Raw genomic sequence first — 24,580 nt, 5'->3', positions numbered from 1 at the left:
AGCGCGGCCATTCCAGCCGCTTTCCTCACGCTAGAGCCAAGGTCCGTCCCTGTGGACGTGCCGTTGGTCACGCTGCGAGGCGCCGCTACGCAGACGCGGACACGAATTCCACCAACGCGACACCCTCGGCAACCAGTTCGCCTTCTGCCACCAGGTACGCCGCCACCGTGCCGTCGCTGGGCGCGTGCAAGGTGTGCTCCATCTTCATCGCTTCGAGCACCACCAGGGCCTGCCCGCGGGTGACCGGCTGCCCTGCGGGGGCGACCAGCGACACGATGCGGCCCGGCATCGGTGCGGTCAGGCCGCCGGCGTCGTGCGCGGGCTGATCGGCTTCGAGCAGCGCGTCATGGTGGCGGAAGCTCGCCCGCTGCGTGGCATCGCGCAATGTCAGTGCATTGCCGTCGCGCAGGGCCTGCATGCGCCATTGCCGGCCATCCATTTCCACGCGCAGTACCCCGTCCTGTACGTGGTAGCGCAGCGTGTGGGTGTGGCCCGCACACGTCACCTGCCAGCCATCGCCAAGCGGGCGCACGCCGAACTGGCGGCGCTCGCCTGCCGCTTCCAGGGTCATGGTGTGCGCCGCATGCGCGCCGATGCGCCAACCATCGGTGTGCTGCCAGGGCGAAAACGGGTCGGCGGGATCGGCGGCGGCCTTCGGCAACGCTTCGGCGATCAACGCCGCTGCCAGGCACCACCAGGCAGTGGCCGGACTCACCGCATCGGGAAACAGCACTGCCTGCTCGCGTTCGATCAGTGCGGTATCCAGATCGGCCGACGCAAACGACGCCGTGTCGATCAGGCGCGCAAGGAACGCGCTGTTGGTGGTGACACCCACCGCATGGAACTGCGCCAGCGCCTGGCGCATGCGTGCCAGTGCGGCGGGGCGATCCACATCCCACACGATCAGCTTGGCAATCATCGGGTCGTAGTACGGGCTGATGCTGTCGCCTTGCTCCACGCCGGCATCGATACGTACATGCGCGCTTGCTGCGGGAAACTGCAACTGGTGCAGCGTGCCGGTGGAAGGCAGGAAGCCGCGGTCGGCATCTTCGGCATACAGGCGCGCTTCCAGCGCATGTCCATGGATGCGCAGTTCCTGCTGACGCAGCGGCAGCGGTTCGCCCGCGGCAACACGCAATTGCCACTCGACCAGATCGGTGCCGGTGATCAACTCGGTCACCGGGTGCTCGACCTGCAGCCGGGTGTTCATTTCCATGAAATAGAAATCGCCATCCGGGCCGGCAATGAACTCCACCGTGCCGGCGCCGACATAACCCACCGCGCGTGCGGCATCCACGGCCGCCTTGCCCATGGCGGCGCGACGTTGTTCGCTCATGCCGGGGGCGGGCGCTTCTTCCAGCACTTTCTGGTGCCGGCGCTGCACCGAGCAATCGCGTTCGAACAGATAGACGACCTCGCCCCGGGTATCGCCAAAGACCTGAATCTCGATATGGCGCGGCCGCTCGACGTACTTTTCCACCAGCACCTGCGCATTGCCGAATGCCGACTGCGCCTCGCGCTGGCAACTGGCCAATGCGTCTTCGAATGCCGCGCTCGCATCCACCCGGCGCATGCCCTTGCCGCCGCCGCCGGCGCTGGCCTTGATCAACACCGGATAGCCGATCGCGTCGGCCTGTGCACGCAGGAAGGCCGGTGCCTGTTCGTGGCCGTGGTAGCCCGGCGTCAGCGGCACGCCGGCGCGTTGCATCAGCGCCTTGGCCGCGCTCTTGTCGCCCATCGCGCGGATGGCTGCCGCCGGCGGGCCGATAAACACCATGCCGGCCTGCGCACAGGCATCGGCAAACGCCGCGTTTTCCGACAGAAATCCATAGCCGGGATGGATTGCCTGTGCGCCGCTCCTGCGTGCCGCATCCAGGATCGCATCGCCACGCAGATAGCTCTGCTGCGCCGGTGCGGCACCGATATGGATTGCTTCATCGGCCAGCCGAACATGCCGCGCATCACGGTCGGCATCCGAGTACACCGCCACCGTTGCGATGCCGAGCTTGCGGCAGGTGGCGATGACGCGGCAGGCGATCTCGCCGCGATTGGCGATCAGGACCTTGTCGAAATACGGCTGTCTTGCTGCGGCGGTGGAATCGCGCTGGGTCATGGCAAGGGTCTCTGCACCCCGCCATGGCGGCGGGCACTGCGATGGAAAAACGGCTGCACAGAGTACGCGGGACACAATGCGATGGCCGACGCCGCACTGCGCGAACGCAACTCACTGCTTGGAGCAGGTAACGTGCGCGCACTCATGCACTGCTCCAGGCAACACGCGGCACCCCGCGTGCAGGTGCATGCGCAGTGGCTGGCAATGAAGAGCCGTACATGCAAGCGGGCATCACCGCCTCACATCCGGAACACGCCGAAGCGTGTCGGCTCGATCGGCGCATTCAACGCGGCCGACAGCCCCAGCCCCAGCACGCGACGGGTGTCGGCCGGGTCGATGATGCCGTCGTCCCACAGGCGCGCGCTGGCATAATACGGATGGCCCTGCTGCTCGAACTGGGCACGGATCGGTGCCTTGAACGCATCCTCTTCCTCGCCCGACCAGGCACCACCCTTGGCTTCGATGCTGTCGCGGCGCACGGTGGCCAATACGCTGGCGGCCTGTTCCCCGCCCATCACACCGATGCGCGCATTCGGCCACATCCACAGGAAGTTCGGCGAGTACGCACGGCCGCACATGCCGTAATTGCCGGCGCCGAACGAGCCGCCGATCACCACGGTGAACTTGGGAACCTTGGCACAGGCCACCGCCATCACCAGCTTGGCGCCGTCCTTGGCGATGCCGCCATGTTCGTATTTGCGCCCGACCATGAAGCCGGTGATGTTCTGCAGGAACACCAGCGGAATGCCGCGCTGCGTGCACAGCTCGATGAAGTGCGCGCCCTTGAGCGCGGACTCGGAAAACAGGATGCCGTTGTTGGCGATGATGCCGACCGGGTAGCCGTGCAGATGCGCAAAGCCGGTGACCAGGGTGCTGCCATAACGCGGCTTGAATTCGTCCAGCTGCGAGTCGTCGACGATGCGGGCGATCACTTCGCGCACATCGAAGGGCTTGCGCGTATCGGCGGGAATCACGCCATATAGTTCGTCGGCCGCATAGCGCGGCGGCAGCGGTGCCTGCAGGGCCAGCGATGCCGCCGGCTTGCGCCAGTTGAGCCGGGCGATGATGGCGCGCACGCGTGCCAGGGCCTGCAGGTCGTTTTCGGCGAAGTGATCGGCCACGCCGGAGATGCGCGTATGCACATCCGCACCGCCGAGTTCTTCGGCACTGACTTCTTCGCCGGTGGCGGCTTTGACCAGTGGCGGACCGCCGAGGAAGATGGTGCCTTGCTCGCGCACGATCACCGTTTCATCGCTCATCGCCGGCACGTACGCACCGCCAGCGGTGCACGAGCCCATCACGCAGGCGATCTGCGGAATGCCGCTGGCCGAGAGATTGGCCTGGTTGTAGAAGATGCGCCCGAAGTGGTCGCGGTCGGGAAACACTTCATCCTGCAACGGCAGGAACGCGCCGCCGGAATCGACCAGGTAGATGCATGGCAAGCGGTTCTGCTGGGCGATTTCCTGCGCACGCAGATGCTTCTTCACCGTCATCGGGTAATAGGTACCGCCCTTGACGGTGGCGTCGTTGGCCACGATCACGCATTCCACCCCGGACACCCGTCCGATGCCGGCCACCACACCGGCGCATGGCACCTGATCGTCGTACATGCCGTGTGCCGCCAGGGGCGCGATTTCCAGCAAGGCGCTGCCCGGATCCAGCAAGGCATCGATGCGCTCGCGCACCAGCAACTTGCCGCGTGCGGTGTGCTTGGCACGCGCGGCATCGCTGCCGCCTAACGCGGTCTGCGCCAGCGTGCGGCGCAGGTCCTCGATCACCGTGCGCATGGCCGCAGCGTTATGTTGGAAGCTTTCGCCGCTGGCCTGCAGCTGGCTGGTGATCACACTCATGGTGGCTCCGTCAGGCGGTGCGTTCGAACAGCTCGCGGCCGATCAGCATGCGTCGGATCTCCGAGGTGCCCGCACCGATTTCGTACAGCTTGGCATCGCGCCACAGGCGCCCGGTGGGGTAGTCGTTGATGTAGCCGTTGCCGCCCAGCACCTGGATCGCCTGGCCGGTGAGCCAGGTGGCTTTTTCGGCCGCGTAGAGAATCGCACCGGCCGCATCCTGGCGCGTGGTCAGCCCCGCGTCGCAGGCGCGCGCCACTGCATACACATAGGCGCGGCAGGCGTTGAGCCCGACGTACATGTCGGCCAGCTTCGCCTGCATCAACTGGAAGGTGCCGATCGGCGCGCCGAACTGCTTGCGCTCGTGCACGTACGGCAGCACCACATCCATCGCGGCGGCCATCAGGCCCAACGGGCCGCCGGCCAGCACCACACGTTCGAAATCCAGGCCCGACATCAGCACACGCACGCCACCGTTGAGCGCGCCCAGCACGTTCTCGGCGGGCACTTCGCAATCGCTGAACACCAGCTCGCAGGTGTTGGAGCCGCGCATGCCCAGCTTGTCGAGTTTCTGCGCGGTGGAGAATCCCTTCATCCCTTTTTCGACGATGAAGGCGGTGATGCCGCGTGCGCCGGCCTCCGGGTCGGTCTTGGCGTACACCACCAGCACATCGGCGTCCGGGCCGTTGGTGATCCACATCTTGCTGCCGTTGAGCACATAGCGGTCGCCGCGCGCATCGGCGCGCAGCTTCATCGACACCACATCCGAGCCGGCGCCGGCCTCGCTCATCGCCAGTGCCCCGACGTGCTCGCCGGTGCACAGCCTGGGCAGGTAGCGCTGTTTCTGCTCGGGCGTTGCGTTCTTGCGCAGCTGGTTGAGGCACAGGTTGGAATGCGCGCCGTACGACAGGCCGATCGCCCCGCCGGCCCGCGAGATTTCCTCCATCGCCACCACATGCGCCAGGTAGCCCATGCCGCTGCCGCCGTACTCTTCCTCCACGGTCAGCCCGAGCAGGCCTTGTTCGCCGAACAGGCGCCACAGCTGGGCGGGAAAGACATTGTCCTGATCGGCCGTGGCCGCGAGCGGGGCAATATGGTGGCTGGCAAAGGCCGCCACGCTTTCGCGCAGCAGATCGATGTCTTCGCCAAGCGCAAAATTCAGGGACGGCACGTGCATGGAGCGACTCCGCAGGGATCGGGGTGTGCCGGGTGGGAGCGGGCAGGCCGCACGGCGCTTGTGCGCAGCCTAGCGGTCCGCAGTGAAAAAGTGAACTAAAATTCAACTATTGAACCAAGAATCAGACCATGGCTTATCGACGCTCCGCCCTGATGGAAGAACGCCTGGCCGGCAACCGCGAACGCATCCTGCACGCGGCCCGTGCCCTGATCGCCGAAGGCGGCTACCGCAACGCGCCGGTAACCGCCGTCGCAGCTGCCGCCGGCGTGTCCACCGGGCAGATCTATCGTCACTTCCCATCCAAAGCCGAGCTTTTCGTGGAAGTTCTCAACGAGGCGGTGCAGCGCGAGATGGCCATCCTGCGCGCCATCGCCACCACCCAGGCCAGTGCTGCCGAGCGCCTGCGCAATGCGATCGCCACGTTCGTGCGGCGGGCCCTGGCCGGTCCCGCGCTGGCGTACGCCTTCATTGCCGAGCCGGTGGAAAGCGAGGTGGATGCCGAGCGCATCCGTGGCCGACGCCTGTTCGGAGAGGTGTTCCGCCAGCTTCTCGCCGAAGGCGTGGCGGCCGGCGAGTTCCCGCAGCAGTCGCTGGACGCGGCGGCGGCGTGCATCGTCGGCGCCTTCACCGAGGCCCTGGTGGGACCGATCGCCCCCAGTCGCAGCGATCCGCAGCAGGGCGAGCAGCTGGTCGATGCGATCTGCGGGTTCTGCCTGCGCGCGGTGGGCGCGCGGCAGCCGGCGGTCTGACAGTGCACTGACCGGGCGTGCTGCTGGGCTGTGCCGAGGCAGAAAACTGTGCATATACTGTGCACCCGCCCTGCCGGAGTCGTGCGATGGTCGCCGTTCTCAATCCCCTGGCCCTGACCGAACGCCTGCGCGTGCCGGATCGCACCATCCTGTCGCCCTCGGCCATGGCCGGCCTGCTGGATCTGTCGCAGCAGGAACTGGCCGAGCTGGCCGGTGTACATCGCAACAGCCTGCGCGTGCATCCGGAAAGCCCGCGCGTACAGGACCTGCTGCGCAACCTGTCGCGCCTGCTGGTGGCGATGACGCAAGTCCAGCCGGACGAACGCCAGGTGGTGTTCCATCTCAAGAACACCCCGATTCCGGCGTTCGAGTTCGCCACCCTGCTGGAAGTGGTCAAACAGGGCCGCACCGATGATGCGCTGACCTATCTGCGTACCGTTGCCGCGGGGGCCGCCGGTTGAAGCTGAGCGCTCCGGCGCACTGCACGCTGTATCGCGCCTTCACGCCGCGCTGGGCTGCCGAACCGTTGAGCGGCGCCGGTGCGGCACGCTCGGGCGGGCGCTTCAATCGCTTTGGACAGCCGGCCCTGTATTTATCGCTGCAACTGGAGACTGCCGCCGCCGAATACGCGCAAGCGGCGCTGTTCCTGCCGCCATTGACCTTGGTCAGTTATGCGGCCGACCTGCCGGCGCTGGCCGATCTGCGCCTGCTCGATGCGAGCTGGGATCCGCTCTGGGCCGACTGGACCGAGGACTGGCGCAAGGCGCTCGTCAACAAGATCGAACCGGTCAGCTGGGTGCTCGGCGACCTGCTGCGCGAGGCGCAGATTCCTGGCGTGATCTTTCCCAGCATGGCGCTGCCGGAGGGCATCAACGTGGTGCTGTTCATTGACATGCTGCAGCCCGAACACGTGTTGCGCGTGCTCGACGATGGTCGCCTGCCGCGCGACGGGCGCAGCTGGGGCGATCCGCCGATCGTGGCGTAGCGACGGACGTCCTTCACCCCACCAACAGCTGCAGCGCACCCGCCAGCAGCGGCGCGGCCACTGCCGTGGGCAGGATCAATCCACGCCGATACGGCAGCAACCACAGCGACAGCAACGCGGCAGCGCCGGTCAATGTGCCCAGCCACAGCACCGGGCCGACGCCCCAGCCTTGTGCGTGTACCGCCAGGCCGAAGGTGAGCAGCACCAGCAGCCAGCCCAGCACGCGCAGTTGCCGCGAGCGCGCAGCGCCCAGTGTGCGACCCGTGACTTCCTGCTGATGCTTGTCCATCGCCAGGCACAGCGCGGCGAATCCGGAAAAATTCAGCGCCAGCAGCAGCCACACGCTCATGCGCTTTCCTGCAGCGGCACGCTGCCCTGCGCAGGCGCGGCGGCAGTGGCGCGTGCGCGTCGCGCCGATGCGGCTTGCGGTGCCTTCCACTGCTGCAGGCGCCAGCCCGCCACGCCCAGCGACATGCCAAGGAACAGGCAGACCAGATCGACCCCGGCCAACATCCATTGCCCGGCCGGCAGCGTCACGCCCAGATGCACATCGGTGGTGATCGCGTTGACCACCGGCACCAAGGCGAACAAGGCCGCGCCCAGATACAGCTGCCAACTCCACATGGCGCGCCGTGGCCACACGAACGCCGCCAGCAATGCAGCGGCCCATGCGGCAAAGAACAGGTTGGCCTCCATCTCCGCGCGCGCCTCCAGGCTCACCGGCAACACCCGGTTGGCCCAGAAGAAACTGGCGAAGGCGATCGGCAAGCCGGCGACCGTGCCGATGTTGAGCGCATCCACCAGCCGCAGCCCGAAACCGATGCGCCCGGCCTTCAGGTGTTTGGGGCGTTCCTTCACCGCCCACATCACCACGCCGCTGGCTACCATCAGGCAACCGAGCAAGCCGGAGCCGAAGAACAGCGCGCGCATCCACGGCCCGGCGAAGTGGGCGATATGCAGGCCCACCATCACCCCGCGCGTCTGGCTGGCGCCACCCGGTGGCCCGCTGTGCTGCAGGCGCTGGCCGCTGACCGCATCGAACAGGATCGATGGCGCATTGGTGGACAGGTGATCGGCAAGTTGGGTGACGCCGACCGCTGCGTGCGCATCGTTGGGCAGCGACACCGCCACGTTGCCGACCTCACCACCGCGCCAATGGCTGCGCGCACGCGCCACGAATTGCTCCAGCGGCAGCATGTGCGCCGGGGTACCAGACGCTTGTCGCGTATCGGCAACCCGGTTGGCGGATTCTTCGTAGAACCGCATTTCGTTGTCCGGGTACTGCGCCTTGATGCCCCACGGCAGGTACATGAACATCAAGGTCACGATGCCGGTGTAGGTGATCATCGCGTGGTACGGCAATGCGGTCACGGCGCTGACGTTGTGGAAATCCAGCCACGAGCGCAGGCCCTTGCCCGGGCGGAAGGTGAAGAAATCCTTGAAGATCTTCTTGTGCGTGATCACGCCGCTGATGATCGCCACCAGCATGAACATCGCGCAGAAACCCACGATATAGCGCGACCACATCACCGGCAGATAATGCAGATCGAAGTGCAGCCGGTAGAAGAATTCGCCGCCCAGGGTGTCGCGCGCGGCGATTTCCTTGCCGGTTGCCGGGTCGATGATGGCGTTGCCGTACATCTCGCGGCGACTGGCCGGTTTGCCATCGGTTGGCGCGGGGTTTTGCCAGTACATGCTGACCACCGGATTGCGCGCGTCCGGCAAGGTGATGTTCCAGCTCTGCGCATCGGCGGCATGCGTCTGCAGATACTGCTCGGCACTGCGCAGCGCGGTCGCGCTGCTCACCGTGGTGGTGGGCAGTTCCGGACGCATCCAGCGGCTGATTTCGTCGCGGTAATAACTCGCCGTGCCGCCCATGAAGATCAACAGCAACACCCAGCCGACCAGCAGCCCGGTCCAGGTGTGCAGCCACGCCATCGACTGGCGGAATCCCTGCTTCATGCCACGCCCCGTTGCAGCCATGCGGCCAGTGCGAACATCAGCGCCGCCGGCACGGCGATGCCGGCCCAGGCGCGCCACACGCTGGCGGTGGCGAAGGCCCATAGCGGCGCGCAGGCACACACTACGATGCCGACCAGCATGCTGGTCAGCACCGCTTCGCTGCGTGGCAGCGGCAACACCAGCGCCAGCAGCAGATTGGTGGCGCTGGCGAGCGCATAGCCGCCAAACATCGCCGCCAGCGTGCGCGCAAGCACGCCCAGCCAGGGGCGCCTGAACCAGGGAAGCGGCAGGGACGGGGCGGTAGCCATCTGATCGGCGGCGCGTGTGGCCGGCTTACTCGGCCAGGAAGGTCAACGTGCTGATGTGGTGGATCATCGCCACCTGCTTGCCGGCGATCTCACGCTTCACCGGCTCCTTGTTGGTGGCGACCAGGATGTGCCGGCCGGCGCGCAGCTTGGGCAGGGTCACCTGGCCGTTGGCATCGGAGGTCAGCGTCTTCTGCCACTTCTGCGGGTCGATCACCGTCACCTCGACCTTGGGCAGCGGCTTGTTGCGATAGAGCACGGTCAGCGTATTGCTGTTGGCAGCGGTGGGCGCCAGCTCGAAATCGAGCTTGGCCGACGGCGTGGCGCGCCCGGCGCGTGCGTAGTAGCTCACCGTCTCGAAGCTGCCGGCTTCGCCCTTCCACGGCTCGAACACGCTGTCGTCGCTCAGCCACGCATCGCCGGTGCCGGACAGCGGCGCGGTGAGGAACGCGCTGCCGCGCTGCAGGGCGCCGGCCTTGCCCGCCGTGCCGAACACGGTCGGCTTGACCACGCGCTTGATCTCGTCTTCGCCATGGTCGAGGGTGTCCTGCGCCGGCTCGCCGAAGTAGATGCGCACCGGGCCGCTGCCGTCGCGCTCGATCCAGATCTCGTGGGCCTGGGCAGACAGGCTGATGCTGGCCAAGGCCAGGCAGGACAGCAGGAAGGACTTCATCGCGGCGACTCCTCGTAGGCGGGACCGGGCGAGGCGAGAACCGCGTCACCGTGGATTGATGGGAATGATACGCAATTCCCTCGAGCGAGACCAACGTGTCATGCGGCATTGCGGCAATTCATCGGGCTGCGCAGACCGGCGTGCCTGCAGGACCCATAGCGCGCCAGGGCGCAGCGCACACCGCTGCAATCACTGTCATACACAGTGGCCAGACGGGCGCGAACTGTGCTCTATACTCCGGCGCTAGCAGAGGTCTTCGACCAACAGCCAGGGGTGAGCGCGTGCGGAATTACGACCTCGAGTTCCTGAAGAAATTCTCGATGGTGATCGGACTACTGGTGGTGATCACCCTGGGCCTGATTGCCCTGGCAGCCTATTTGCAACGCGCCATTCCCGACGAAGTCTCGCCCACCGCGGCCAAACGCGTGCAGCAACGCATCGCCCCGGCCGGCGCGGTCTATGCCGGCACCACCGGTGCGTCCGCACAGGCCGCGGCCCAGGCCGCAGCGCTGGCCAAGGCCGCCTCGCAGTCTGCCTACGGTGGCAGCACCGACGGCAAGACCATCTTCGACAACCTGTGCACGGCCTGCCACACCACCGGCGTGGGCAAGGCGCCGACGCTGGACCATGCGCATTGGGACGCGCGCATCGCCCAGGGCAAGGACACCTTGTACAAGCACGCGATCGAGGGCTACACCGGTCCGGACGGCGGCATCATGCCGCCCAAGGGCGGCAACCCGGCACTGACCGAAGAGCAGGTGCGGGCCACGGTCGACTGGATGCTGAGCAATCTGAAGTAGGCCTCTAAAGCAGCAAGCGCCTGGAACACGTGGCTGACACAGGCAGTCGGTGTGTGGCCAGGTGGCCGCATGCCGTACGCGGGTGCGTCGACTGGCAACCGCGAGGCCTGCGCGTACGGGAGCACGCTTTTTTTTATAGGCCGCAGGCATTGCGCGCGCGTTTGCGCTCGCTGCGCGACGTGCTTGCACGACGACGCCAGCCTTGCGCGACCGCCTCAGCGCCGTTGCTTGAGGGGAATGCCGCAATTGCCGGCAGCTGTGCACCGGCCACGTCATCCACGCAGCAGCTGGTCGCCACTTGCAACGTTTTGCTAGCCTGTCACGGTTCTCACGCGCCGCCTTCAAGGCGGCGCCTGCAGGTGGTCCAGGTCTTTCCGGAGTGTGTCGATGTCGCGTTGCTCGCTGGTTGTGCTCGGTGTGATCGGTCTGTTGGTGCCACTGCTGGGCAGTGCCGCCGACGGCGCGCCGCAACGTCTGTCCATCGCCGACGTCCAGGGCGAAGACACCCGTAGCCCCCACGACGGCCGTGTGGTCGACGTGGAGGGCATCGTCACCGCCGATACGCGCGTCGGCCTGGGCGGGCTGTTCGTGCAGCAGCCGGGCTTCGAGCCGCGGCGCTCGCATGGGTTGTTCGTCACCGGCGCCGGCAGTGCCGAGGTGGCGGTGGGCGACCGCGTGCGCATCGTCGGCACGGTGCGCGAGGTGTCGGCAGGTGGCGAGGCGAGTCTGACCACGCTGGATGCCAGCAGCATCGAGCGGCTCGCCAGCGGCCAGCCGGTACCGGTGCGCATGCTCAGCGGGCCGCCGGCCAGCTGGGAAGCGCTGGAAGGCGAGCACGTGCGCATCGCCGCGCTGACGCTCAACGGCAGCGATCGCCTGGACGCCGACGGCGAGCTGGTCGCCGCCTTCGGCGGGCGCCTGTGGCAGCCCAGCGAAGTGGCCGCCGCCGGCACCCCGGCCTTTGCGCAGGTGGAGGCCGACAACGCCCGTCGCCGGGTGGTGCTGGACGATGCACGCAATGGCCGCAGCCCCAAGACGGTGGCCTATCTGCCGGCCGATCCGGCGCTGCGCACCGGCAGCCTGCTCAAGTCGGTCGATGGCATCGTCGACCAGCGCTACGACGGCAACTACCGCATCCAGGTGCTGACCCCGTTGACGCTGCCGGCCATGCCGGCTGCTGTGGCGCCGCAGGTGGGTGGCGATCTACGGATCGCCTCGTTCAATCTGGAGAACTTCTTCAACGGCAATGGCCGCGGCGGCGGCTTCCCGACCAAGCGCGGTGCGCGCACGCATGAGCAGTTCCAGGCCCAGCTGACCAAGCTGGTGTCCACCATCGTGCCGTTGCGCGCCGACGTGGCCGCGTTGATGGAGCTGGAAAACGACGGCAATGGCGCCGATGCGGCCGTGGCGCAACTGGTCGCCGCGCTCAACGCGGCCGGCACCGACAAGGACTGGCAGTTCGTGGACACCGGCAGCGGCCCGGGCGATGACGACATCCGGGTCGGCATCGTGTATCGCAGTTCCCAGGTCACCCCGGTCGGCAAGCCGGCCACGCTGACCGGCGGCCCGTTCGACAGCCATAGCCGGGTGCCGCTGGCGCAAGCCTTCCGCAGCACCCGCGGGGCAACCTTCGTGGTGGTCGCCAACCACTTCAAGTCCAAGGGCTGCGGCAGCGCCAGCGGCGCCGATGCCGACCAGCGCGATGGCCAGGCCTGCTGGAACGCCACCCGTACCGAGTCGGCCAAGCGCCTGCACCAGTGGCTGCAGACCGACCCCACCGGCGCGCAGACCAAACTGGCCGTGCTGCTGGGTGACTTCAACGCCTACGCCATGGAAACCCCGATGCGCAGCCTGCGTGCCAGCGGCTGGCAGGACGCCTTCGCGGTGGCCGGCGTGAAGCAGCCCTACAGCTACGTCTACGACGGCATGAGCGGGCGGCTGGACCACGCCCTGCTCAGCCCGGCGATGGCCAAGCAGCTGCGCGGCGCGGTGGAATGGCATATCAACGCCGATGCCAGCGACGACGCCGGCTACGCCAAGCGCAACCTGCCCGGCCCGTGGCGCAGTTCCGACCACGACCCGGTGTTGCTGGGCTTTTCGCTGTAGCAGCGCCGGTGGTCGGCCGTGCTCCTAGCGCGCGCACTTTCCATGCCGGCGACGTAGCCGCAGATTGACCAGGTGCGTGCTGGCCAGCAGCAGGCTGCCGGTCACCGTGACCGGGGTTTCCAGCGCCGCGCCGGCCACGCCGCTTGCGCCCAGGACCAGGCCGGCCAGTCCGAAGACCGCCAGTGCCCATACCGGCGCGGGCAGTGCATGCCGGCGATGGCTGCTCCATAGCGCATAACCGCTCAGCGGCACGGCTGCCGCGGCGAACACCACATGCACCCATTCGGCCCGGCTCCACGCGCCCAGCAGCGGCAGCGCGGCGGCCAGCAGTGGCAGCGCCAGGCAGTGCAGCAGGCACAGACTGGAAAGAGCGATGGCCGAGTTGTCCAGCACAGAAGCGGTGACGCGCATGGAGCGGGGTTCTGTCGAGTAAGTGTTATATAGTAACACTTCACTCCAGCCAGGCTCTCAGGATGTCCCTGTCCCCCAAGCGCGATCCACGCCTCCCCGTCACCGTGTTGTCCGGCTTTCTTGGCGCAGGCAAGACCACCTTGCTCAATCGCCTCCTGCACAACCGCGACGGCCTGCGCGTGGCGGTGATCGTCAACGACATGAGCGAGATCAACATCGACGCGCAACTGGTGCGCGATGGCGGTGCGGCCTTGCGACGCACCGAAGAGACGCTGGTGGAATTCAGCAATGGCTGCATCTGCTGCACGTTGCGCGATGATCTGCTGCAGGAAGTGCGGCGGCTGGCCGAGCAGAAGCGTTACGACTATCTGCTGATCGAATCGACCGGCATTGCCGAACCGATGCCGGTGGCGGCCACCTTTGCGGTGCGTGATGCCGAGGGCTTCAGCCTGGCCGACATCGCCCGGCTCGACACCATGGTGACGGTGGTGGACGGCAGCCGCTTCCTGCAGGATTTCGGCTCGGCCGCCACGCTGGCCGAGCTCGGCCAGCAGGCCGGCCCGGACGATACCCGCGGGCTGGTGCAGTTGCTGGGCGAACAGGTGGAGTTCGCCGACGTGCTGGTGATCAGCAAGTGCGACCAGATCGACGCACGGCAGCTGCAACGCCTGCGCGCGGTGTTGCGTGCGCTCAATCGCGAGGCGGCGATCGTGGACGCCGTGCAGGGCCAGGTACCGCTGGATCGGTTGCTCGATACCGGCCGCTTCGATTTCACCCGTGCGCAGCTGGCACCGGGCTGGATGCAGGAACTGCGCGGCCAGCACACGCCGGAGACCGAGGAATACGGCATCAGCAGTTTCGTCTATCGCGCACGCCGGCCGTTCCATCCGCAGCGCTTTGCGCGCATGGTGCAGCGCGGGCTGCCGCAGGTGATTCGCAGCAAGGGCTTTTTCTGGCTGGCCAGCCGCATGGATTGGGTCGGTGAATTGTCCAGCGTCGGCGGCGCGACCCAGACCAATGCAGCCGGCTTCTGGTTCGCCGCACGCCACCGGGTGGATGCGCACGCCATCGGCGAGCCGCTGCAGACCAGCATCACGCCACTGCCGTATACCGATATCGGCTGGCAGCGTCAGCAGACGCAATGCTGGACCGCGCCACTGCCGCGCCTGCACGAAGTAGGCGATGCCGGCGAATACGCCGCGATGCAGCGGTTGTGGCACCCGTTGTGGGGCGACCGCCGCCAGGAGCTGGCGGTGATCGGCGTGGACATGGATGCGCCGCGCACGCGCGCCGCGCTGGATGCCTGCCTGCTCAGCGACCACGAACTGCGCCAGGGCCCGGCGCAGTGGCAGCTGCTGGACGATCCGTTTCCGCACTGGGAGCGTTGATGGCGGGCTGGATTACGCTGTGGACATCCGTCGTTCGTTGTCTGGATGCGAACGGCTGCGGGCTTGCATCTCCGGTGCGGCGTGCAGATGCGCCGCTACGTGGCGACGCGTCGCATGCCTCACAGGTGGCAGCCGGGCAGCGCGCACGTGCAAGCAGCGCTGTCCGGACCCTCAGGAGTAGCCGTTGTCGATGGCCTCCTGATGGGCATCCCTTTCTTTCCTGACGGACTGCCGGCGCTCTTCGGCGGTGGTGGGGATGCCGGCCATCAGCCGTGGCGCTCCCAGCCTTTCCAACTGGTCGTCGGTGTTTTTGACGATCTGTTCCAACGCGAGCATGTTTCGGTAGCCCTGCATCATGCGTTGCAGGCGCCGTATCTGGTCGTCGGGTGCGTCGCCTTTCTTCAGGGACTCCAGGCGTCGTTCCGCGCGCGCGTAATTTTTGGCCAGGGCAGTTCTGTCGACGGATTTGCGCCGTGCCTTGAGGACTTCGCGGCGATTGTGCTGCATGACGTCCATCTGGACCATGGCCAGGCCGCTGGTCGTGGTCCGTGGTGCACGGATGTCTTCCATCGGTGCAAGCGCGACCAAGAGTGCATCGAGCTGACTGTCGCGGACCTCATTGCGCCGGGCGATCAGGACCGCACACGTCTCGAGCAGTTGTTGCTCCTCGGGAGTGGCCTCGCGGTCCTCGATGAACAGCTGTTTTTGAATGTCGCTGCACCGCTTGGTTATCTCGACCAATTCCCGATCCAGGCTGCGCAAGGAGAGGTGCCTTCCGGGCTGGGGGCGTGGAGAGGGCACCGACGATCGCGAGGGCTTGGGCGTGATCGGCACCGAATCCGGCGCCGGCATGCCGTGCTGCGGCGGTGGCCCCTCGTCACGGCGCATTCTTTCGGGGACAGGCGCCTGCATTCTCGGATCGATGGGACGTTGCTGCCCGTGCAGCTGCTGCGCACGCGATGGCTTAGACGGAATCGAAACGGACGGCCTGGTGGGCGGCGCCTGCTGCGGTTGCGGCCACTGCTCCCGCTGATGATCCGTTCTATGGGGCATGGGTGGCTGCCGACGCTCATCGACGCGGGTTTGCTTCCCGTGCATCTGCTGCGTGCGACCGGGCGTCACCGGTGGCGTGCGTGCAGGTGGGCTCTCCACTGATTCAAGCGTCGGGGAGCCCATGCACGTCAACGGCAGCTGCTTGCGCAACGATGCCAGCGACCTACGCGCGGAAGCGAGCATGCCGCGATGCGAGTTCGGTGCGCCCTGTGCTGCGGCGGACTTGGGGGCTCGAGACAGCGGGTGCTGGGGTGAGGCGCCTGCAATCAACGGCGTCGTTTCGGTCGAGTTGGCGCTGTGCGGGTCCGGCGCGACACGAGGACGGCTGCCGAATAAGTGACTCAGGCGCATCACACACTCCCGTGGGTCATCTGCACGCATGATAGCCAGCGCTGCCGCGCCCTCGAGGCGAGTTGCGAACCGGAGTCGCGCCGGCCGAATGCCTTCGTCAGCCCAACCGCATCCCCCAGGCGATCGCCGCAATTGCCGGTGCCGCCAACAACAGCCCCACCCATCCACGTCGGCCGATGTGCTCGCCAAACCCCAGTTTGCCGACGAGCGCTCCCAGGACGACCACGCCCAGGTTCATGCTGGCGAAGACGGTGGCCGGGCTATGCGGCAGCAGCTGATGGGCGCGCACGTAACACAGGATGTTGCCGAAGTTGAGCGCGCCTAGGAGTACGCCGGCGAGCAGGTTGCGCAAGCTCAGACCTGCGACACCGCCCCGGCGGATGCCTTGCAAGCCAAGCATCAGTACCCAAGCCAGGGCAAAGCACAGCGTCAATGACGTCAACGACGGCGTGCCGGCCTGTGCAATGTGCTTGAGCAGCAGGTCGATCAGGGCAAAGCCCATCCACACGCCTGCCAGCCATGGCCAGCCGACGGAGGTCGGCGTTGCATCCGCGCCGGTGTGGTGACGTGGCCGTTGCAGGATGCAGACGATGGCCAGCAGGCCCAGCCCCAGTCCGGCCAGCTTCCAGGCATTGACCTGTTCACCGAAGAGCGTGAAGGCCGCCGCCAGCGAGAGCAGGAGCGAGAGCCGTTGTGCAATGTCGGTGCGTACGATGCCGGCCGTGGCGACCGCACGTGCCAGCAGCATGAAGATCGCAGGCAGCGCCACCGCCAATGCGAACAGTGCCAGCCAGGGCGTGGTCGGCGCGCGCAGCGTGTCCAGCGACGGATGCAGGGTCAGCCACGCCAGCAGCGCGGCGGTGGCGTAGTTCCAGGTGATCGCCTGCGCAGCGTCCAGGCGATAGCGCGGCAGCAGCTTGAGGACCACCGACACCAGGACACTGCAAACGACGGCAAACAACAGAAAATGCATGGGCAACACAACGAAGTGTGCAGGCAGGGCGATGAACGCGGCCGGCGGGGCGGCTATTATGACGGTATGTCCAATCCCTTATTCCCCACCGAATCGGCTGCGTTGACGCTGGATGGGCCGGTCGGCCCGCTGGATGTCGCGGTCGATCTGCCCGAGCCGGATGCCGCCGTGCAACCGGTCACCGCCATCGTCTGCCACCCGCTCTCCACCGAGGGCGGCAGCATGCACAACAAGGTCGTCACCATGGCGGCGCGCGCGCTGCGCGAGCTGGGGATCACCGTGGTGCGCTTCAATTTCCGCAGTGTCGGCAATTCGGCCGGTGCGTTCGACCATGGCGATGGCGAGCAGGACGACCTGCGCGCGGTCGCCGCGTGGGTGCGCAGCCAGCGCCCGGGCGACACGCTGTGGCTGGCCGGTTTCAGCTTCGGTGCCTATGTGTCGTTGCGTGCTGCCGGCTCGCTCGAGCCGCAGGTGCTGATCTCGATCGCGCCGCCGGCCGGGCGCTGGGATTTCAGCGACGTGCAGCCGCCGGCGCACTGGCTGGTGATCCAGGGCGATGCCGACGAAATCGTCGACCCGCAGGCGGTGTACGACTGGTTGGAAACCCTGGAGCAGCAGCCCGAACTGGTCCGCATGCCCGACACCAGCCATTTTTTCCACCGCAAGTTGATCGACCTGCGCGGTGCGATCCAGCATGGTGTCCGGCGCTGGTTGCCGGCCGCCGTCTGACTGCGGCAGGGCCCATGCGTATCGCCCGGCGATGCGCCGTTGAGCGGGCAAGGCAGCAGCCGGCCCGCGGAGAACACGATGAGTGAGATGACCCCGTCGCAGCGCTACGCCGCCGGCGTACAACGCGGCGACTGGCGTGCCGACCCCGCGCAGCAGGCGGCCCTGGCGGAACTGGACCGCATCCACGAGGCACTGGTGGACAGCGCGCAGGACGGCTGGCTGGACCGGCTGTCGGCGTTCTGGAAGAAGCCCGAGCCGGTGCGCGGCCTGTATTTCTGGGGTGGGGTGGGGCGCGGCAAGACCTTTCTGGTCGACCTGTTCTACGACGGCCTGCCGATCAAGCAGAAATACCGCACGCATTTCCATCGCTTCATGCGCGGGGTGCACGAGCAATTGCGCGAGCACGCCGGGCAGAGTGATCCGCTGGCCAAGATCGCGCAGCAGTGGCGGGAGAATCTGCGCGTGCTGGTGCTGGACGAATTCTTCGTCACCGACATCGGCGATGCAATGCTGCTGGCGCGCCTGCTGGAACGCCTGTTCGCCGAAGGCGTGACCCTGGTGACCACCTCCAACACCGCGCCGGAAAACCTCTACGCCAACGGCCTGCAACGCGACAGCTTCATGCCGGCGATCGGCCTGCTGCAGAAGTTCTGCGTGGAACTCTATGCCGAAGGCACCGAAGATTACCGCATGCGCGCGCTGACGCGCTCGCCGGTGTATCGCGCGCCGCTGGATGCGCAAGCCGACGCGTGGCTGCTGCAGCGCTGGGGCGAACTGAGCGGAAATTCCGAGGCGCGCAGCGGCAACATCGAAATCGAGGCACGCAAGATTGCCGTGCGTGCGCGCGGCAAGAGCATCGCCTGGTTCGATTTTGCCGCGCTGTGCGAGGGCCCGCGCGGCCCGGGCGACTATATCGAGATCGCGCGTGAGTTCACCACCGTGTTGCTGGGCGGCATCCCGCACTTCGACCGCATGAACGAGGACGCCGCGCGCCGCTTCGTCAATCTGATCGACGAGTTGTACGACCGCCATGTCAACCTGGTCTGCACCGCGCAGGACGCCCCGCCGGCGTTGTACAGCGGCCAGCGCCTGGCCGGCGCATTCGAGCGCACCGCCTCGCGCCTGATCGAGATGCAGAGCGCCGACTATCTGGCCACCGCGCATCGCGCATAGACATGCAGGCGCGCCCCGGCCCCGGACTCCACAAGATCGTCGTTGCCGACGAAGACCGCGGCCTGGGCCAGTTCGGCGGCGGTGCCTGGTTGCACGATGCCGCGCAATGGCCAACGGATCCAGCGACCGGACAGCCGATGCTGCCCATCGTCATGCTTACCGGGTCGTTCCTGCCCACGCCGTATCTGCCCGAGGAGATGGCGCTGACCGTCTTCGCCTCAATCGAACGACCTGGCGGCGGTCGCAGCCGATCGTCGCTCCGCAGGCTTACCGTCAATCAGCAAGGTGAATGCGACAAGCTCGCACTGGGCCACAGCAAGGTGCTGCTGCATCGACGTGCCGCGCAGGAGGTGTGCGTCGGTGACGGTGCGTTGTTGCTCGGGCGTCATTGGATCGGTCTGCAGCCATTCAATGACGACGACATGGCCGAAGAACTGGAAGACGACGACAACGGCGCAGGCATGAGCAAGCAACTTGGGCGACCGTGCTGGGTGCACGATCCCATCCATACGAGCCCGCGCTACTACTTCCTTGCCCAGTTTGTAGAGTCGCAATTACGCCGCGTCGATCCCGGCTACGCCGGCCTGTTCGGTGATGGCACCGGTTATCTGTTTGCAGACCAGCGTGCCAGGAAGCTGGGCGACGGCGCTGCGGCGGGGCATTTCTTCATCCAGTTCACCTGAGCCGTGGCTCAGGGCGGTGGTGTGGCAGTGGCGCAGCCGCTTACCCGCGACAACGGCACACCGGAAATCGCTTGCTATTAAATAGCGTGCGATGTAGATTGCAGCCATGGACACCGCCACAGCCCCCACCGCCCGGACCGACGCGCTGCTACAGCTCGACAACCAGCTGTGCTTTGCGCTGTATTCGGCCAACCTGGCGATGCACAAGCTCTACCGCGGGCTGCTCAAGACGCTGGACCTGACCTATCCGCAATATCTGGTGCTGCTGGTGCTGTGGGAAACCGACGGCCGCAGCGTGTCGGAGATCGGCGAGCGCCTGTTCCTGGACTCGGCCACGCTGACCCCGCTGCTCAAGCGGCTGCAGGCCGCCGGACTGGTCACCCGCACGCGCGCTGCCAGCGACGAGCGTCAGGTGATCATCGCGCTGACCGATAGCGGCCGCGCGCTGCGCGCCAAGGCCGGCGCAGTACCCGAGCAGGTCTTCTGTGCCTCGGCGTGCTCCCTGGAGGAATTGCGTCACCTCAAGCAGCAGCTGGAGACATTACGCTCCAACCTCGGCGCGGGGTAAGGCGAGCCAGCAGTGCCTACGTACCATGCAACATGTCGCACACGATTCAATCGCCAACTATTCATTCACATCACGCGCTGACAGCGCTCACCTGGAGAACCACCATGGCTGTACTTGAAAAAGTCCTCTACACCGCCCACGCCACTGCCACCGGTGGCCGCGAAGGCCGCGCCGTGTCTTCCGACAAGGCCCTGGACGCCAAGCTGTCCACCCCGCGCGAGCTGGGCGGTGCCGGCGGCGATGGCACCAACCCGGAGCAGCTGTTCGCTGCCGGCTACGCTGCCTGCTTCATCGGCGCGATGAAGGCTGTCGCGGCCCAGGACAAGCTCAAGCTGCCGGGCGAAGTGAGCATCGACAGCAGCGTCGGCATCGGCCAGATTCCGGGCGGCTTCGGCATTGCCGTGGAACTGCGCATCGCAGTGCCGGGCATGGATCAGGCCGAACTGCAGGCGCTGGTCGACAAGGCCCACCAGGTCTGCCCGTACTCCAACGCGACCCGCGGCAACATCGACGTCACCCTGACCCTGGCCTGATCCACGCCAGCATCGCCACCCGCACCATGGGGTGGCGCCAGAAACGGCCCGGCGCATGCGTCGGGCCGTTTTGTTGCAGCAGCGCAGCGCAGCTGCGCAGAACCACCGGCAACCGGCGTCGCCGACAGCGCAACCTGGCACGCCCGCGGGACGAGACGCCATAGCGGTCGATGCGACGCGCATCTGGATGCGCATGCATGTGCTGGTGATGTGCATCGCCGCGCGGCACACTGTTGCGATGACAGTGCCTGTTTCTGCGCCCTTGATCGGACGCTGCTGCGCATGAGCGCGACGCGTCCCACCTTGTTGCTGCTTCCCGGTCTGCTCAACGATGCGCAGTTGTGGCACGCCCAGCGCGTGGTACTGGCCGACGTTGCCGACTGCGTGGTCGGCGACCTCACCCGGGGCGAGAGCATGCGCACGCTGGCAACGCAGCTGCTGGCGCAGATGCCGCCGCGCTTTGCATTGGCGGGGTTTTCGCTGGGTGGCTACGTCGCGCAGGACATCCTGCGTATCGCCCCTGAGCGCGTCGAGCGGCTGGCGTTGCTGGATACCTCTGCACGTGCCGATTCGCCCGAGCGCGCGGCACAACGGCGTGCGCAGGAAGCGAGCGTGCGTGGCGCCAGTGCCTTCCACGGATTCGGCGAACGGCTGCTGCGGCACTATGTGCACCCCTCGCGCTGGCACGACGAGGCCTTGCTGGAACGGGTGCGTGGCATGACCCAGCGTCTGGGCGTGGAGGTATTCCTGCGGCAGAACCGGCTGGAGCGGGAGGACGGCCGCGCACTGCTGCGCGCCTATGCCGGCCCGCTGCTGGTGCTGTGCGGTCAGGACGATGCGATCACTCCGCCTGCATTGCACGAGGAAATGGCCGCACTGGCAGCACACGCGCGACTGGTAACGGTGCCTGCCTGCGGGCATCTGTCGCCACTGGAGCAGCCGCAGGCGGTATCGGATGCGCTGCGCCACTGGTTGCTCACCTGACTGCGGCAGCCGAGCTGACGCAACCACGCCTGTGGCCGTGCGACCGCCCTGCGGCAGAGGGTATCAACCAGCGCGGAATGAGCCAGCTCCAGACCAGCGGTTCTGGCAAGACCATCAACGCGCCGTTGGCTGACACGTGATGCATGCGCGCACCATGTCGTGCGCACTCACCGCAACCGGACAGCCGACGCGAGTCAGTGTGCTGCGAGAACCGATTTGCAGGTACGCCCATGCCGCCTGCACTGCATCGCCGCTGTCAGTGCGCCGCCGTCACCACGACGCTGTTGGACGCCGGTAGATCGGATTGGTCGTTCTGCCGGTGCGTGTCGAGTTCCAGCATCTGCAGCCGCTCGCCCTGGAAGCGATATTCCAGCGCCTGCTGCAGCCCATACAGTGCCTGCGCCTGCGTGCACAGCGTCCGTGCCTGCGCTTCCAGCGCCTGACTGCGTGCCTGCATCTGCTGCTCCATGCGTGCGTCCAGTTGTTCGCCGCGCTGCTCCAGCTGCGCAGTGCGTCCGGTCATCACCGTCCACATGACGCTGCGGGTCAGGCTGCCGGCCAGGTCGTCGGCAGCGCGTTCGACACTGGCTTCGAACCGTTCGTCGAACAGTGCCTGTTCCCAGCGCCCACGCCCCAGCGTGGCATCGACCTGCGCAAGCGCGGTGCCGCGCAGGCGCTCGACCTTGCGCTCCTGGCGCCTACTGTCGGTGAGCATCTGCACCACCCCGGCCAGTGCGTCGAAGCTGATGTCGACCACCGAGCGGGCAATGGCGGTCACGGCCGGCATCAAGGCGCGGGCACCTTGTTCGAGGTCGCGCAGGCGTTGCGCATCGGCAGCGCTGACCGGTTGTGGCTGGCGGTCGATGTTGAGCTCGCCACCGTGGAAGAAAATCTCGCGCGGTATGCCTTGCTTGCGACGCAGCCAGATGCCGCCGCTGTCGGCCAGCACGTCGTAGGAGGTCCTGACATCGCACTGCTTGGCGGACACCTGCGGCCTGGCGGCTGTGGCCTGTGCGCTACAGGCCGCCAGCAGCAGGAGCGGGGCCAGGACGGTGGGCAAGCGCATGACGATGCCTGGGAGCGGGGATGCGGCAGCATGGCGTGCGGCTGCGCGCCTTGCCATGGGCAGGAAGTCAGGGTGCCGCGGCGGCGGCCGGGGCCAATGCGCACCGCGTGAGCGGGGTCGAGCATTGGCGCGCCGACATCTTTCAAACGTTTGGCTCACTCGATACTCACGGTGTATGGTGTGAATTATGTTGCACAGCAGCATCGGAGCTCAGCAATGCGCGACTCACGCATCGACAAGGTTGATCTGGCACTCACCGAGATTGCCAAGGACCCATCGGAGAAGGTGGCGCTCTGGCAGTGGGCGTGCCGCGAGATGCTGCACGAAACGCTGATCGGCATGCACCAGCTCTCGCACCTGGCCGGCATTTCCCAGCAGGTTGCCAACGACTGGCGCGCGCCGGTGGACGTGATTGCACCGGAAAAGCCGTACCTGGCCGCCTCCGCACTGGCCGACCGCCGTCTGCCGCAGGTGCTCGATGGCCTGGGCAATACCCACGACGACAATGCCCGCGCCACGCTGTGGCGCCTGCGTTATGCCAGCCTGATCGCCGCCACGCTGCAGGGCATGCAGGCACTGGCCGACAAGCACCGCATCGATCGCCAGGCGATGGCGCTGGGGCAGTGAGCTGAAACGCTGCGCGGCCGCACGGGCTGCGCAGTGGCCGCAGTGGTCGCGTTAGGTCAGGACGCTCGCTTCAATGCCGGACGACGGCTTCTTCCAGATGGCGCCAGGCATGCCGCACGATCCAGCGCGCCTGGTCCCAGGGCACCGACAGCATCGGTCGATAGTGGTAATAGCCGTCCTGCAGCACGCGGTACAGCTGCGCTTCGGTCGCGCGCGGATAGGCCAGATAGATGTCGTAGCCGAGCGTCAGTAACCGGGCGTAATCGGCAAAGGCGTAGCCACCCAGGTGGCCTTCGGCGTGGACATTGCGCCAGTAGGCGATCTCTGTATCGAGATTGACGGTGCGGCGGGTCAAGACGGATGCGCTGTGCATGGGTAGGACTCCGTTGCCGAGGCTACCCCCCTGTGCCTGGCACCGTAGCAGCGCCTGCCGTGTGCAACCAGCACGCGACGACGAGCGGTCGCCGCGGTGGCGGTGCCACGGACCGGACAGCGCCGATCCGTGGCACCGCCGGGACCTCAATCCCAGTCGGGTGCGATCGCCTTCGGATTGGCCAGGCGCTGGCCGCGGTCCAGGGCGGCGATCTCGGTCATGTCCTGCTCGCTCAACCGCAGCGTTTGCGCCTTGAGATTGCTTTCGAGATTGTCGCGCTTGGTCGAGGACGGAATCACCGAATACCCCTGCTGCAAGGCCCAGGCCAGCGTGACCTGCGCCGCAGTGGCGTCGTGGCGCGCAGCGATTGCCTGGATCACCGGATCCTTCAGCACCTCGCCCACGGCCAGCGTCATGTACGAGGTGACATGGATGCCCTGCTCGCGCAAGAACGCGATCAGGGTGCGGTTCTGCAGGTAGGGATGCACTTCGATCTGATTGGTGGCGATGGCATCGGCGCCCAGGATCTCGATGGCCTGCCTGATCAGCGCGATGGTGAAGTTGGACACACCGATTGCACGGGTCAGGCCCTGCTGCCGAGCCTGGCTCAAGGCTTCCAGATATTCGCGCATCGGCACCTGATCCTTCGGCGAAGGCCAGTGGATCAGGGTCAGATCGACATGGTCGGTGCCCAGTTTGCGCAGGCTGTCCTGCAGGCTGGGCAGCAAGGCGCTGCGTTCGAACTTGTCGACCCAGATCTTGGTGGTCAGGTACAGCTGGTCGCGCGGCAGCCCGGAGGCGGCGATGGCCTGGCCAACCTGCTCTTCGTTGTCGTAGATCTGCGCGGTATCGATGGCGCGGTAACCCAACGCCAGTGCGTTGCGCACCGAGTCGATGACGACCTGGTCCTTGAGGCGAAAGGTGCCGAGGCCGAATGCGGGGACTGTCATT

At 66.8% G+C, this 24,580-nt stretch carries 26 protein-coding genes; 13 read left to right on the top strand and 13 right to left on the bottom strand.

Translation table 11 applies throughout. The features are described 5' to 3' along the window. Window positions 1-85 precede the first annotated feature (85 nt). The 3 genes from EO141_RS18080 to EO141_RS18070 form a co-directional block, all read right to left on the bottom strand. Window positions 86-2,113 carry an acetyl/propionyl/methylcrotonyl-CoA carboxylase subunit alpha gene (locus EO141_RS18080; RefSeq protein ID WP_127169870.1) on the bottom strand — a complete coding sequence of 676 codons (2,028 nt, stop codon included), beginning with the start codon at window positions 2,111-2,113 and terminating at the stop codon, window positions 86-88. Between the two features lie 239 nt (window positions 2,114-2,352). Next, a complete protein-coding gene (locus EO141_RS18075; protein ID WP_127169869.1) occupies window positions 2,353-3,963 on the bottom strand; it encodes a carboxyl transferase domain-containing protein in 1,611 nt (536 codons plus the stop codon). A 10-nt stretch (window positions 3,964-3,973) separates the two neighbouring features. Beyond that, window positions 3,974-5,137: an isovaleryl-CoA dehydrogenase gene (locus tag EO141_RS18070; RefSeq protein ID WP_115675656.1), complete on the bottom strand. Its 1,164-nt coding sequence runs from the start codon at window positions 5,135-5,137 to the stop codon at window positions 3,974-3,976. Between the two features lie 128 nt (window positions 5,138-5,265). Here EO141_RS18070 and EO141_RS18065 point away from each other — a divergent pair, with 128 nt between their 5' ends. The 3 genes from EO141_RS18065 to EO141_RS18055 all read left to right on the top strand — a co-directional run bounded on the left by EO141_RS18065 (window position 5,266) and on the right by EO141_RS18055 (window position 6,871). Next, window positions 5,266-5,886, top strand: a complete 621-nt coding sequence (locus EO141_RS18065) for a TetR/AcrR family transcriptional regulator (protein WP_127169868.1) — start codon at window positions 5,266-5,268, stop codon at window positions 5,884-5,886. Between the two features lie 86 nt (window positions 5,887-5,972). Continuing rightward, window positions 5,973-6,347, top strand: coding sequence for a hypothetical protein (locus EO141_RS18060; protein ID WP_010370465.1), 375 nt, complete (start codon window positions 5,973-5,975; stop codon window positions 6,345-6,347). After that, window positions 6,344-6,871: an RES family NAD+ phosphorylase gene (locus EO141_RS18055; protein WP_104583939.1), complete on the top strand. Its 528-nt coding sequence runs from the start codon at window positions 6,344-6,346 to the stop codon at window positions 6,869-6,871. The genes EO141_RS18060 and EO141_RS18055 overlap by 4 nt, the downstream gene beginning before the upstream one ends. Before the next feature lie 13 nt (window positions 6,872-6,884). Here EO141_RS18055 and EO141_RS18050 read toward each other — a convergent pair whose 3' ends face one another. The 4 genes from EO141_RS18050 to EO141_RS18035 are packed head-to-tail and all read right to left on the bottom strand — an operon-like array spanning window position 6,885 to window position 9,811. After that, window positions 6,885-7,220, bottom strand: coding sequence for a DUF3325 domain-containing protein (locus tag EO141_RS18050; protein WP_119129309.1), 336 nt, complete (start codon window positions 7,218-7,220; stop codon window positions 6,885-6,887). Continuing rightward, window positions 7,217-8,833 carry a PepSY-associated TM helix domain-containing protein gene (locus tag EO141_RS18045; protein ID WP_127169867.1) on the bottom strand — a complete coding sequence of 539 codons (1,617 nt, stop codon included), beginning with the start codon at window positions 8,831-8,833 and terminating at the stop codon, window positions 7,217-7,219. The genes EO141_RS18050 and EO141_RS18045 overlap by 4 nt, the downstream gene beginning before the upstream one ends. After that, the gene (locus EO141_RS18040; RefSeq protein ID WP_104649592.1) at window positions 8,830-9,141 is read right to left on the bottom strand and encodes a DUF3649 domain-containing protein; all 312 of its coding nucleotides are present in this window, start codon (window positions 9,139-9,141) and stop codon (window positions 8,830-8,832) included. Before EO141_RS18040 ends, EO141_RS18045 begins: the two co-directional genes overlap by 4 nt. Before the next feature lie 25 nt (window positions 9,142-9,166). After that, window positions 9,167-9,811: a DUF4198 domain-containing protein gene (locus tag EO141_RS18035; protein ID WP_127169866.1), complete on the bottom strand. Its 645-nt coding sequence runs from the start codon at window positions 9,809-9,811 to the stop codon at window positions 9,167-9,169. A 281-nt stretch (window positions 9,812-10,092) separates the two neighbouring features. Here EO141_RS18035 and EO141_RS18030 point away from each other — a divergent pair, with 281 nt between their 5' ends. Both EO141_RS18030 and EO141_RS18025 read left to right on the top strand, forming a co-directional pair. Continuing rightward, window positions 10,093-10,611, top strand: a complete 519-nt coding sequence (locus EO141_RS18030; RefSeq protein WP_016902056.1) for a c-type cytochrome — start codon at window positions 10,093-10,095, stop codon at window positions 10,609-10,611. A 387-nt stretch (window positions 10,612-10,998) separates the two neighbouring features. Next, the gene (locus EO141_RS18025; protein WP_127169865.1) at window positions 10,999-12,717 is read left to right on the top strand and encodes an ExeM/NucH family extracellular endonuclease; all 1,719 of its coding nucleotides are present in this window, start codon (window positions 10,999-11,001) and stop codon (window positions 12,715-12,717) included. Window positions 12,718-12,741: 24 nt separating this feature from the next. Here EO141_RS18025 and EO141_RS18020 read toward each other — a convergent pair whose 3' ends face one another. Beyond that, window positions 12,742-13,128 (bottom strand): MerC family mercury resistance protein, encoded by a 387-nt coding sequence (locus EO141_RS18020; protein WP_115675662.1) that lies wholly within the window; start codon window positions 13,126-13,128, stop codon window positions 12,742-12,744. Between the two features lie 62 nt (window positions 13,129-13,190). Here EO141_RS18020 and EO141_RS18015 point away from each other — a divergent pair, with 62 nt between their 5' ends. After that, window positions 13,191-14,516: a GTP-binding protein gene (locus tag EO141_RS18015; RefSeq protein ID WP_127169864.1), complete on the top strand. Its 1,326-nt coding sequence runs from the start codon at window positions 13,191-13,193 to the stop codon at window positions 14,514-14,516. A gap of 171 nt (window positions 14,517-14,687) precedes the next feature. Here EO141_RS18015 and xopR read toward each other — a convergent pair whose 3' ends face one another. Next, window positions 14,688-15,920, bottom strand: a complete 1,233-nt coding sequence (xopR, locus tag EO141_RS21870) for a type III secretion system effector protein XopR (RefSeq protein WP_127169863.1) — start codon at window positions 15,918-15,920, stop codon at window positions 14,688-14,690. A 97-nt stretch (window positions 15,921-16,017) separates the two neighbouring features. Further along, on the bottom strand, window positions 16,018-16,893 hold the full coding sequence (locus tag EO141_RS18005; RefSeq protein WP_164739290.1) for an EamA family transporter: 876 nt from the start codon (window positions 16,891-16,893) through the stop codon (window positions 16,018-16,020). 66 nt (window positions 16,894-16,959) lie between these two features. Between EO141_RS18005 and EO141_RS18000 the strand changes: the two genes are divergently transcribed. The 6 genes from EO141_RS18000 (at window position 16,960) to EO141_RS17975 (ending at window position 21,563) form a co-directional block, all read left to right on the top strand. Further along, entirely contained in the window at window positions 16,960-17,622 is a 663-nt protein-coding gene (locus tag EO141_RS18000) for an alpha/beta hydrolase (protein ID WP_104583978.1), read from the top strand. Between the two features lie 78 nt (window positions 17,623-17,700). Continuing rightward, the gene (gene zapE, locus EO141_RS17995; RefSeq protein WP_104649585.1) at window positions 17,701-18,795 is read left to right on the top strand and encodes a cell division protein ZapE; all 1,095 of its coding nucleotides are present in this window, start codon (window positions 17,701-17,703) and stop codon (window positions 18,793-18,795) included. A 2-nt stretch (window positions 18,796-18,797) separates the two neighbouring features. Beyond that, a complete protein-coding gene (locus tag EO141_RS17990) occupies window positions 18,798-19,478 on the top strand; it encodes a hypothetical protein (RefSeq protein WP_232099183.1) in 681 nt (226 codons plus the stop codon). Between the two features lie 106 nt (window positions 19,479-19,584). Further along, the gene (locus tag EO141_RS17985) at window positions 19,585-20,046 is read left to right on the top strand and encodes a MarR family transcriptional regulator (RefSeq protein ID WP_104583930.1); all 462 of its coding nucleotides are present in this window, start codon (window positions 19,585-19,587) and stop codon (window positions 20,044-20,046) included. Window positions 20,047-20,150: 104 nt separating this feature from the next. Continuing rightward, window positions 20,151-20,579, top strand: a complete 429-nt coding sequence (locus EO141_RS17980) for an organic hydroperoxide resistance protein (protein WP_104583929.1) — start codon at window positions 20,151-20,153, stop codon at window positions 20,577-20,579. 282 nt (window positions 20,580-20,861) lie between these two features. Further along, entirely contained in the window at window positions 20,862-21,563 is a 702-nt protein-coding gene (locus EO141_RS17975; RefSeq protein WP_127169861.1) for an alpha/beta fold hydrolase, read from the top strand. Window positions 21,564-21,819: 256 nt separating this feature from the next. Here EO141_RS17975 and EO141_RS17970 read toward each other — a convergent pair whose 3' ends face one another. Then, the gene (locus EO141_RS17970; RefSeq protein ID WP_127169860.1) at window positions 21,820-22,686 is read right to left on the bottom strand and encodes a DUF2884 family protein; all 867 of its coding nucleotides are present in this window, start codon (window positions 22,684-22,686) and stop codon (window positions 21,820-21,822) included. A gap of 159 nt (window positions 22,687-22,845) precedes the next feature. Between EO141_RS17970 and EO141_RS17965 the strand changes: the two genes are divergently transcribed. Then, complete coding sequence (locus tag EO141_RS17965; protein WP_164739289.1) at window positions 22,846-23,256, top strand: hypothetical protein; 411 nt, start codon at window positions 22,846-22,848, stop codon at window positions 23,254-23,256. 70 nt (window positions 23,257-23,326) lie between these two features. On the opposite strand, the gene EO141_RS17960 is transcribed toward EO141_RS17965, so the two are convergent. Together EO141_RS17960 and dkgB are read right to left on the bottom strand one after the other, a co-directional pair. Further along, complete coding sequence (locus tag EO141_RS17960; RefSeq protein ID WP_127169859.1) at window positions 23,327-23,629, bottom strand: hypothetical protein; 303 nt, start codon at window positions 23,627-23,629, stop codon at window positions 23,327-23,329. A 146-nt stretch (window positions 23,630-23,775) separates the two neighbouring features. Then, a complete protein-coding gene (dkgB, locus tag EO141_RS17955) occupies window positions 23,776-24,579 on the bottom strand; it encodes a 2,5-didehydrogluconate reductase DkgB (RefSeq protein ID WP_126941614.1) in 804 nt (267 codons plus the stop codon). Between the last annotated feature and the right edge of the window lies 1 nt (window position 24,580).

The sequence above is a fragment of the Xanthomonas sp. BRIP62415 genome (genome assembly GCF_003993515.1).
Lineage (GTDB): Bacteria > Pseudomonadota > Gammaproteobacteria > Xanthomonadales > Xanthomonadaceae > Xanthomonas > Xanthomonas euroxanthea.
Note: the sequence above shows the minus strand (reverse complement) of the source record. Positions and strands in the feature narration are given on the sequence as shown.

What these genes read in the sequence shown, in the direction of transcription:
- EO141_RS18060 (WP_010370465.1), top strand. Translation starts at nt 5,973, where the DNA reads ATGGTCGCCGTTCTCAATCCCCTGGCCCTGACCGAACGCCTGCGCGTG.
- EO141_RS18050 (WP_119129309.1), bottom strand. Translation starts at nt 7,220, where the DNA reads ATGAGCGTGTGGCTGCTGCTGGCGCTGAATTTTTCCGGATTCGCCGCG.
- EO141_RS18000 (WP_104583978.1), top strand. Translation starts at nt 16,960, where the DNA reads ATGTCCAATCCCTTATTCCCCACCGAATCGGCTGCGTTGACGCTGGAT.
- EO141_RS18075 (WP_127169869.1), bottom strand. Translation starts at nt 3,963, where the DNA reads ATGAGTGTGATCACCAGCCAGCTGCAGGCCAGCGGCGAAAGCTTCCAA.
- EO141_RS17975 (WP_127169861.1), top strand. Translation starts at nt 20,862, where the DNA reads ATGAGCGCGACGCGTCCCACCTTGTTGCTGCTTCCCGGTCTGCTCAAC.
- EO141_RS18040 (WP_104649592.1), bottom strand. Translation starts at nt 9,141, where the DNA reads ATGGCTACCGCCCCGTCCCTGCCGCTTCCCTGGTTCAGGCGCCCCTGG.
- xopR (WP_127169863.1), bottom strand. Translation starts at nt 15,920, where the DNA reads ATGCGCCTGAGTCACTTATTCGGCAGCCGTCCTCGTGTCGCGCCGGAC.
- EO141_RS18005 (WP_164739290.1), bottom strand. Translation starts at nt 16,893, where the DNA reads ATGCATTTTCTGTTGTTTGCCGTCGTTTGCAGTGTCCTGGTGTCGGTG.
- EO141_RS17970 (WP_127169860.1), bottom strand. Translation starts at nt 22,686, where the DNA reads ATGGCAAGGCGCGCAGCCGCACGCCATGCTGCCGCATCCCCGCTCCCA.
- EO141_RS18035 (WP_127169866.1), bottom strand. Translation starts at nt 9,811, where the DNA reads ATGAAGTCCTTCCTGCTGTCCTGCCTGGCCTTGGCCAGCATCAGCCTG.
- EO141_RS18045 (WP_127169867.1), bottom strand. Translation starts at nt 8,833, where the DNA reads ATGAAGCAGGGATTCCGCCAGTCGATGGCGTGGCTGCACACCTGGACC.
- EO141_RS18065 (WP_127169868.1), top strand. Translation starts at nt 5,266, where the DNA reads ATGGCTTATCGACGCTCCGCCCTGATGGAAGAACGCCTGGCCGGCAAC.
- EO141_RS17980 (WP_104583929.1), top strand. Translation starts at nt 20,151, where the DNA reads ATGGCTGTACTTGAAAAAGTCCTCTACACCGCCCACGCCACTGCCACC.
- EO141_RS17985 (WP_104583930.1), top strand. Translation starts at nt 19,585, where the DNA reads ATGGACACCGCCACAGCCCCCACCGCCCGGACCGACGCGCTGCTACAG.
- EO141_RS17990 (WP_232099183.1), top strand. Translation starts at nt 18,798, where the DNA reads ATGCAGGCGCGCCCCGGCCCCGGACTCCACAAGATCGTCGTTGCCGAC.
- zapE (WP_104649585.1), top strand. Translation starts at nt 17,701, where the DNA reads ATGAGTGAGATGACCCCGTCGCAGCGCTACGCCGCCGGCGTACAACGC.
- EO141_RS18025 (WP_127169865.1), top strand. Translation starts at nt 10,999, where the DNA reads ATGTCGCGTTGCTCGCTGGTTGTGCTCGGTGTGATCGGTCTGTTGGTG.
- EO141_RS18070 (WP_115675656.1), bottom strand. Translation starts at nt 5,137, where the DNA reads ATGCACGTGCCGTCCCTGAATTTTGCGCTTGGCGAAGACATCGATCTG.
- EO141_RS18020 (WP_115675662.1), bottom strand. Translation starts at nt 13,128, where the DNA reads ATGCGCGTCACCGCTTCTGTGCTGGACAACTCGGCCATCGCTCTTTCC.
- EO141_RS17965 (WP_164739289.1), top strand. Translation starts at nt 22,846, where the DNA reads ATGCGCGACTCACGCATCGACAAGGTTGATCTGGCACTCACCGAGATT.
- EO141_RS18080 (WP_127169870.1), bottom strand. Translation starts at nt 2,113, where the DNA reads ATGACCCAGCGCGATTCCACCGCCGCAGCAAGACAGCCGTATTTCGAC.
- EO141_RS17960 (WP_127169859.1), bottom strand. Translation starts at nt 23,629, where the DNA reads ATGCACAGCGCATCCGTCTTGACCCGCCGCACCGTCAATCTCGATACA.
- dkgB (WP_126941614.1), bottom strand. Translation starts at nt 24,579, where the DNA reads ATGACAGTCCCCGCATTCGGCCTCGGCACCTTTCGCCTCAAGGACCAG.
- EO141_RS18015 (WP_127169864.1), top strand. Translation starts at nt 13,191, where the DNA reads ATGTCCCTGTCCCCCAAGCGCGATCCACGCCTCCCCGTCACCGTGTTG.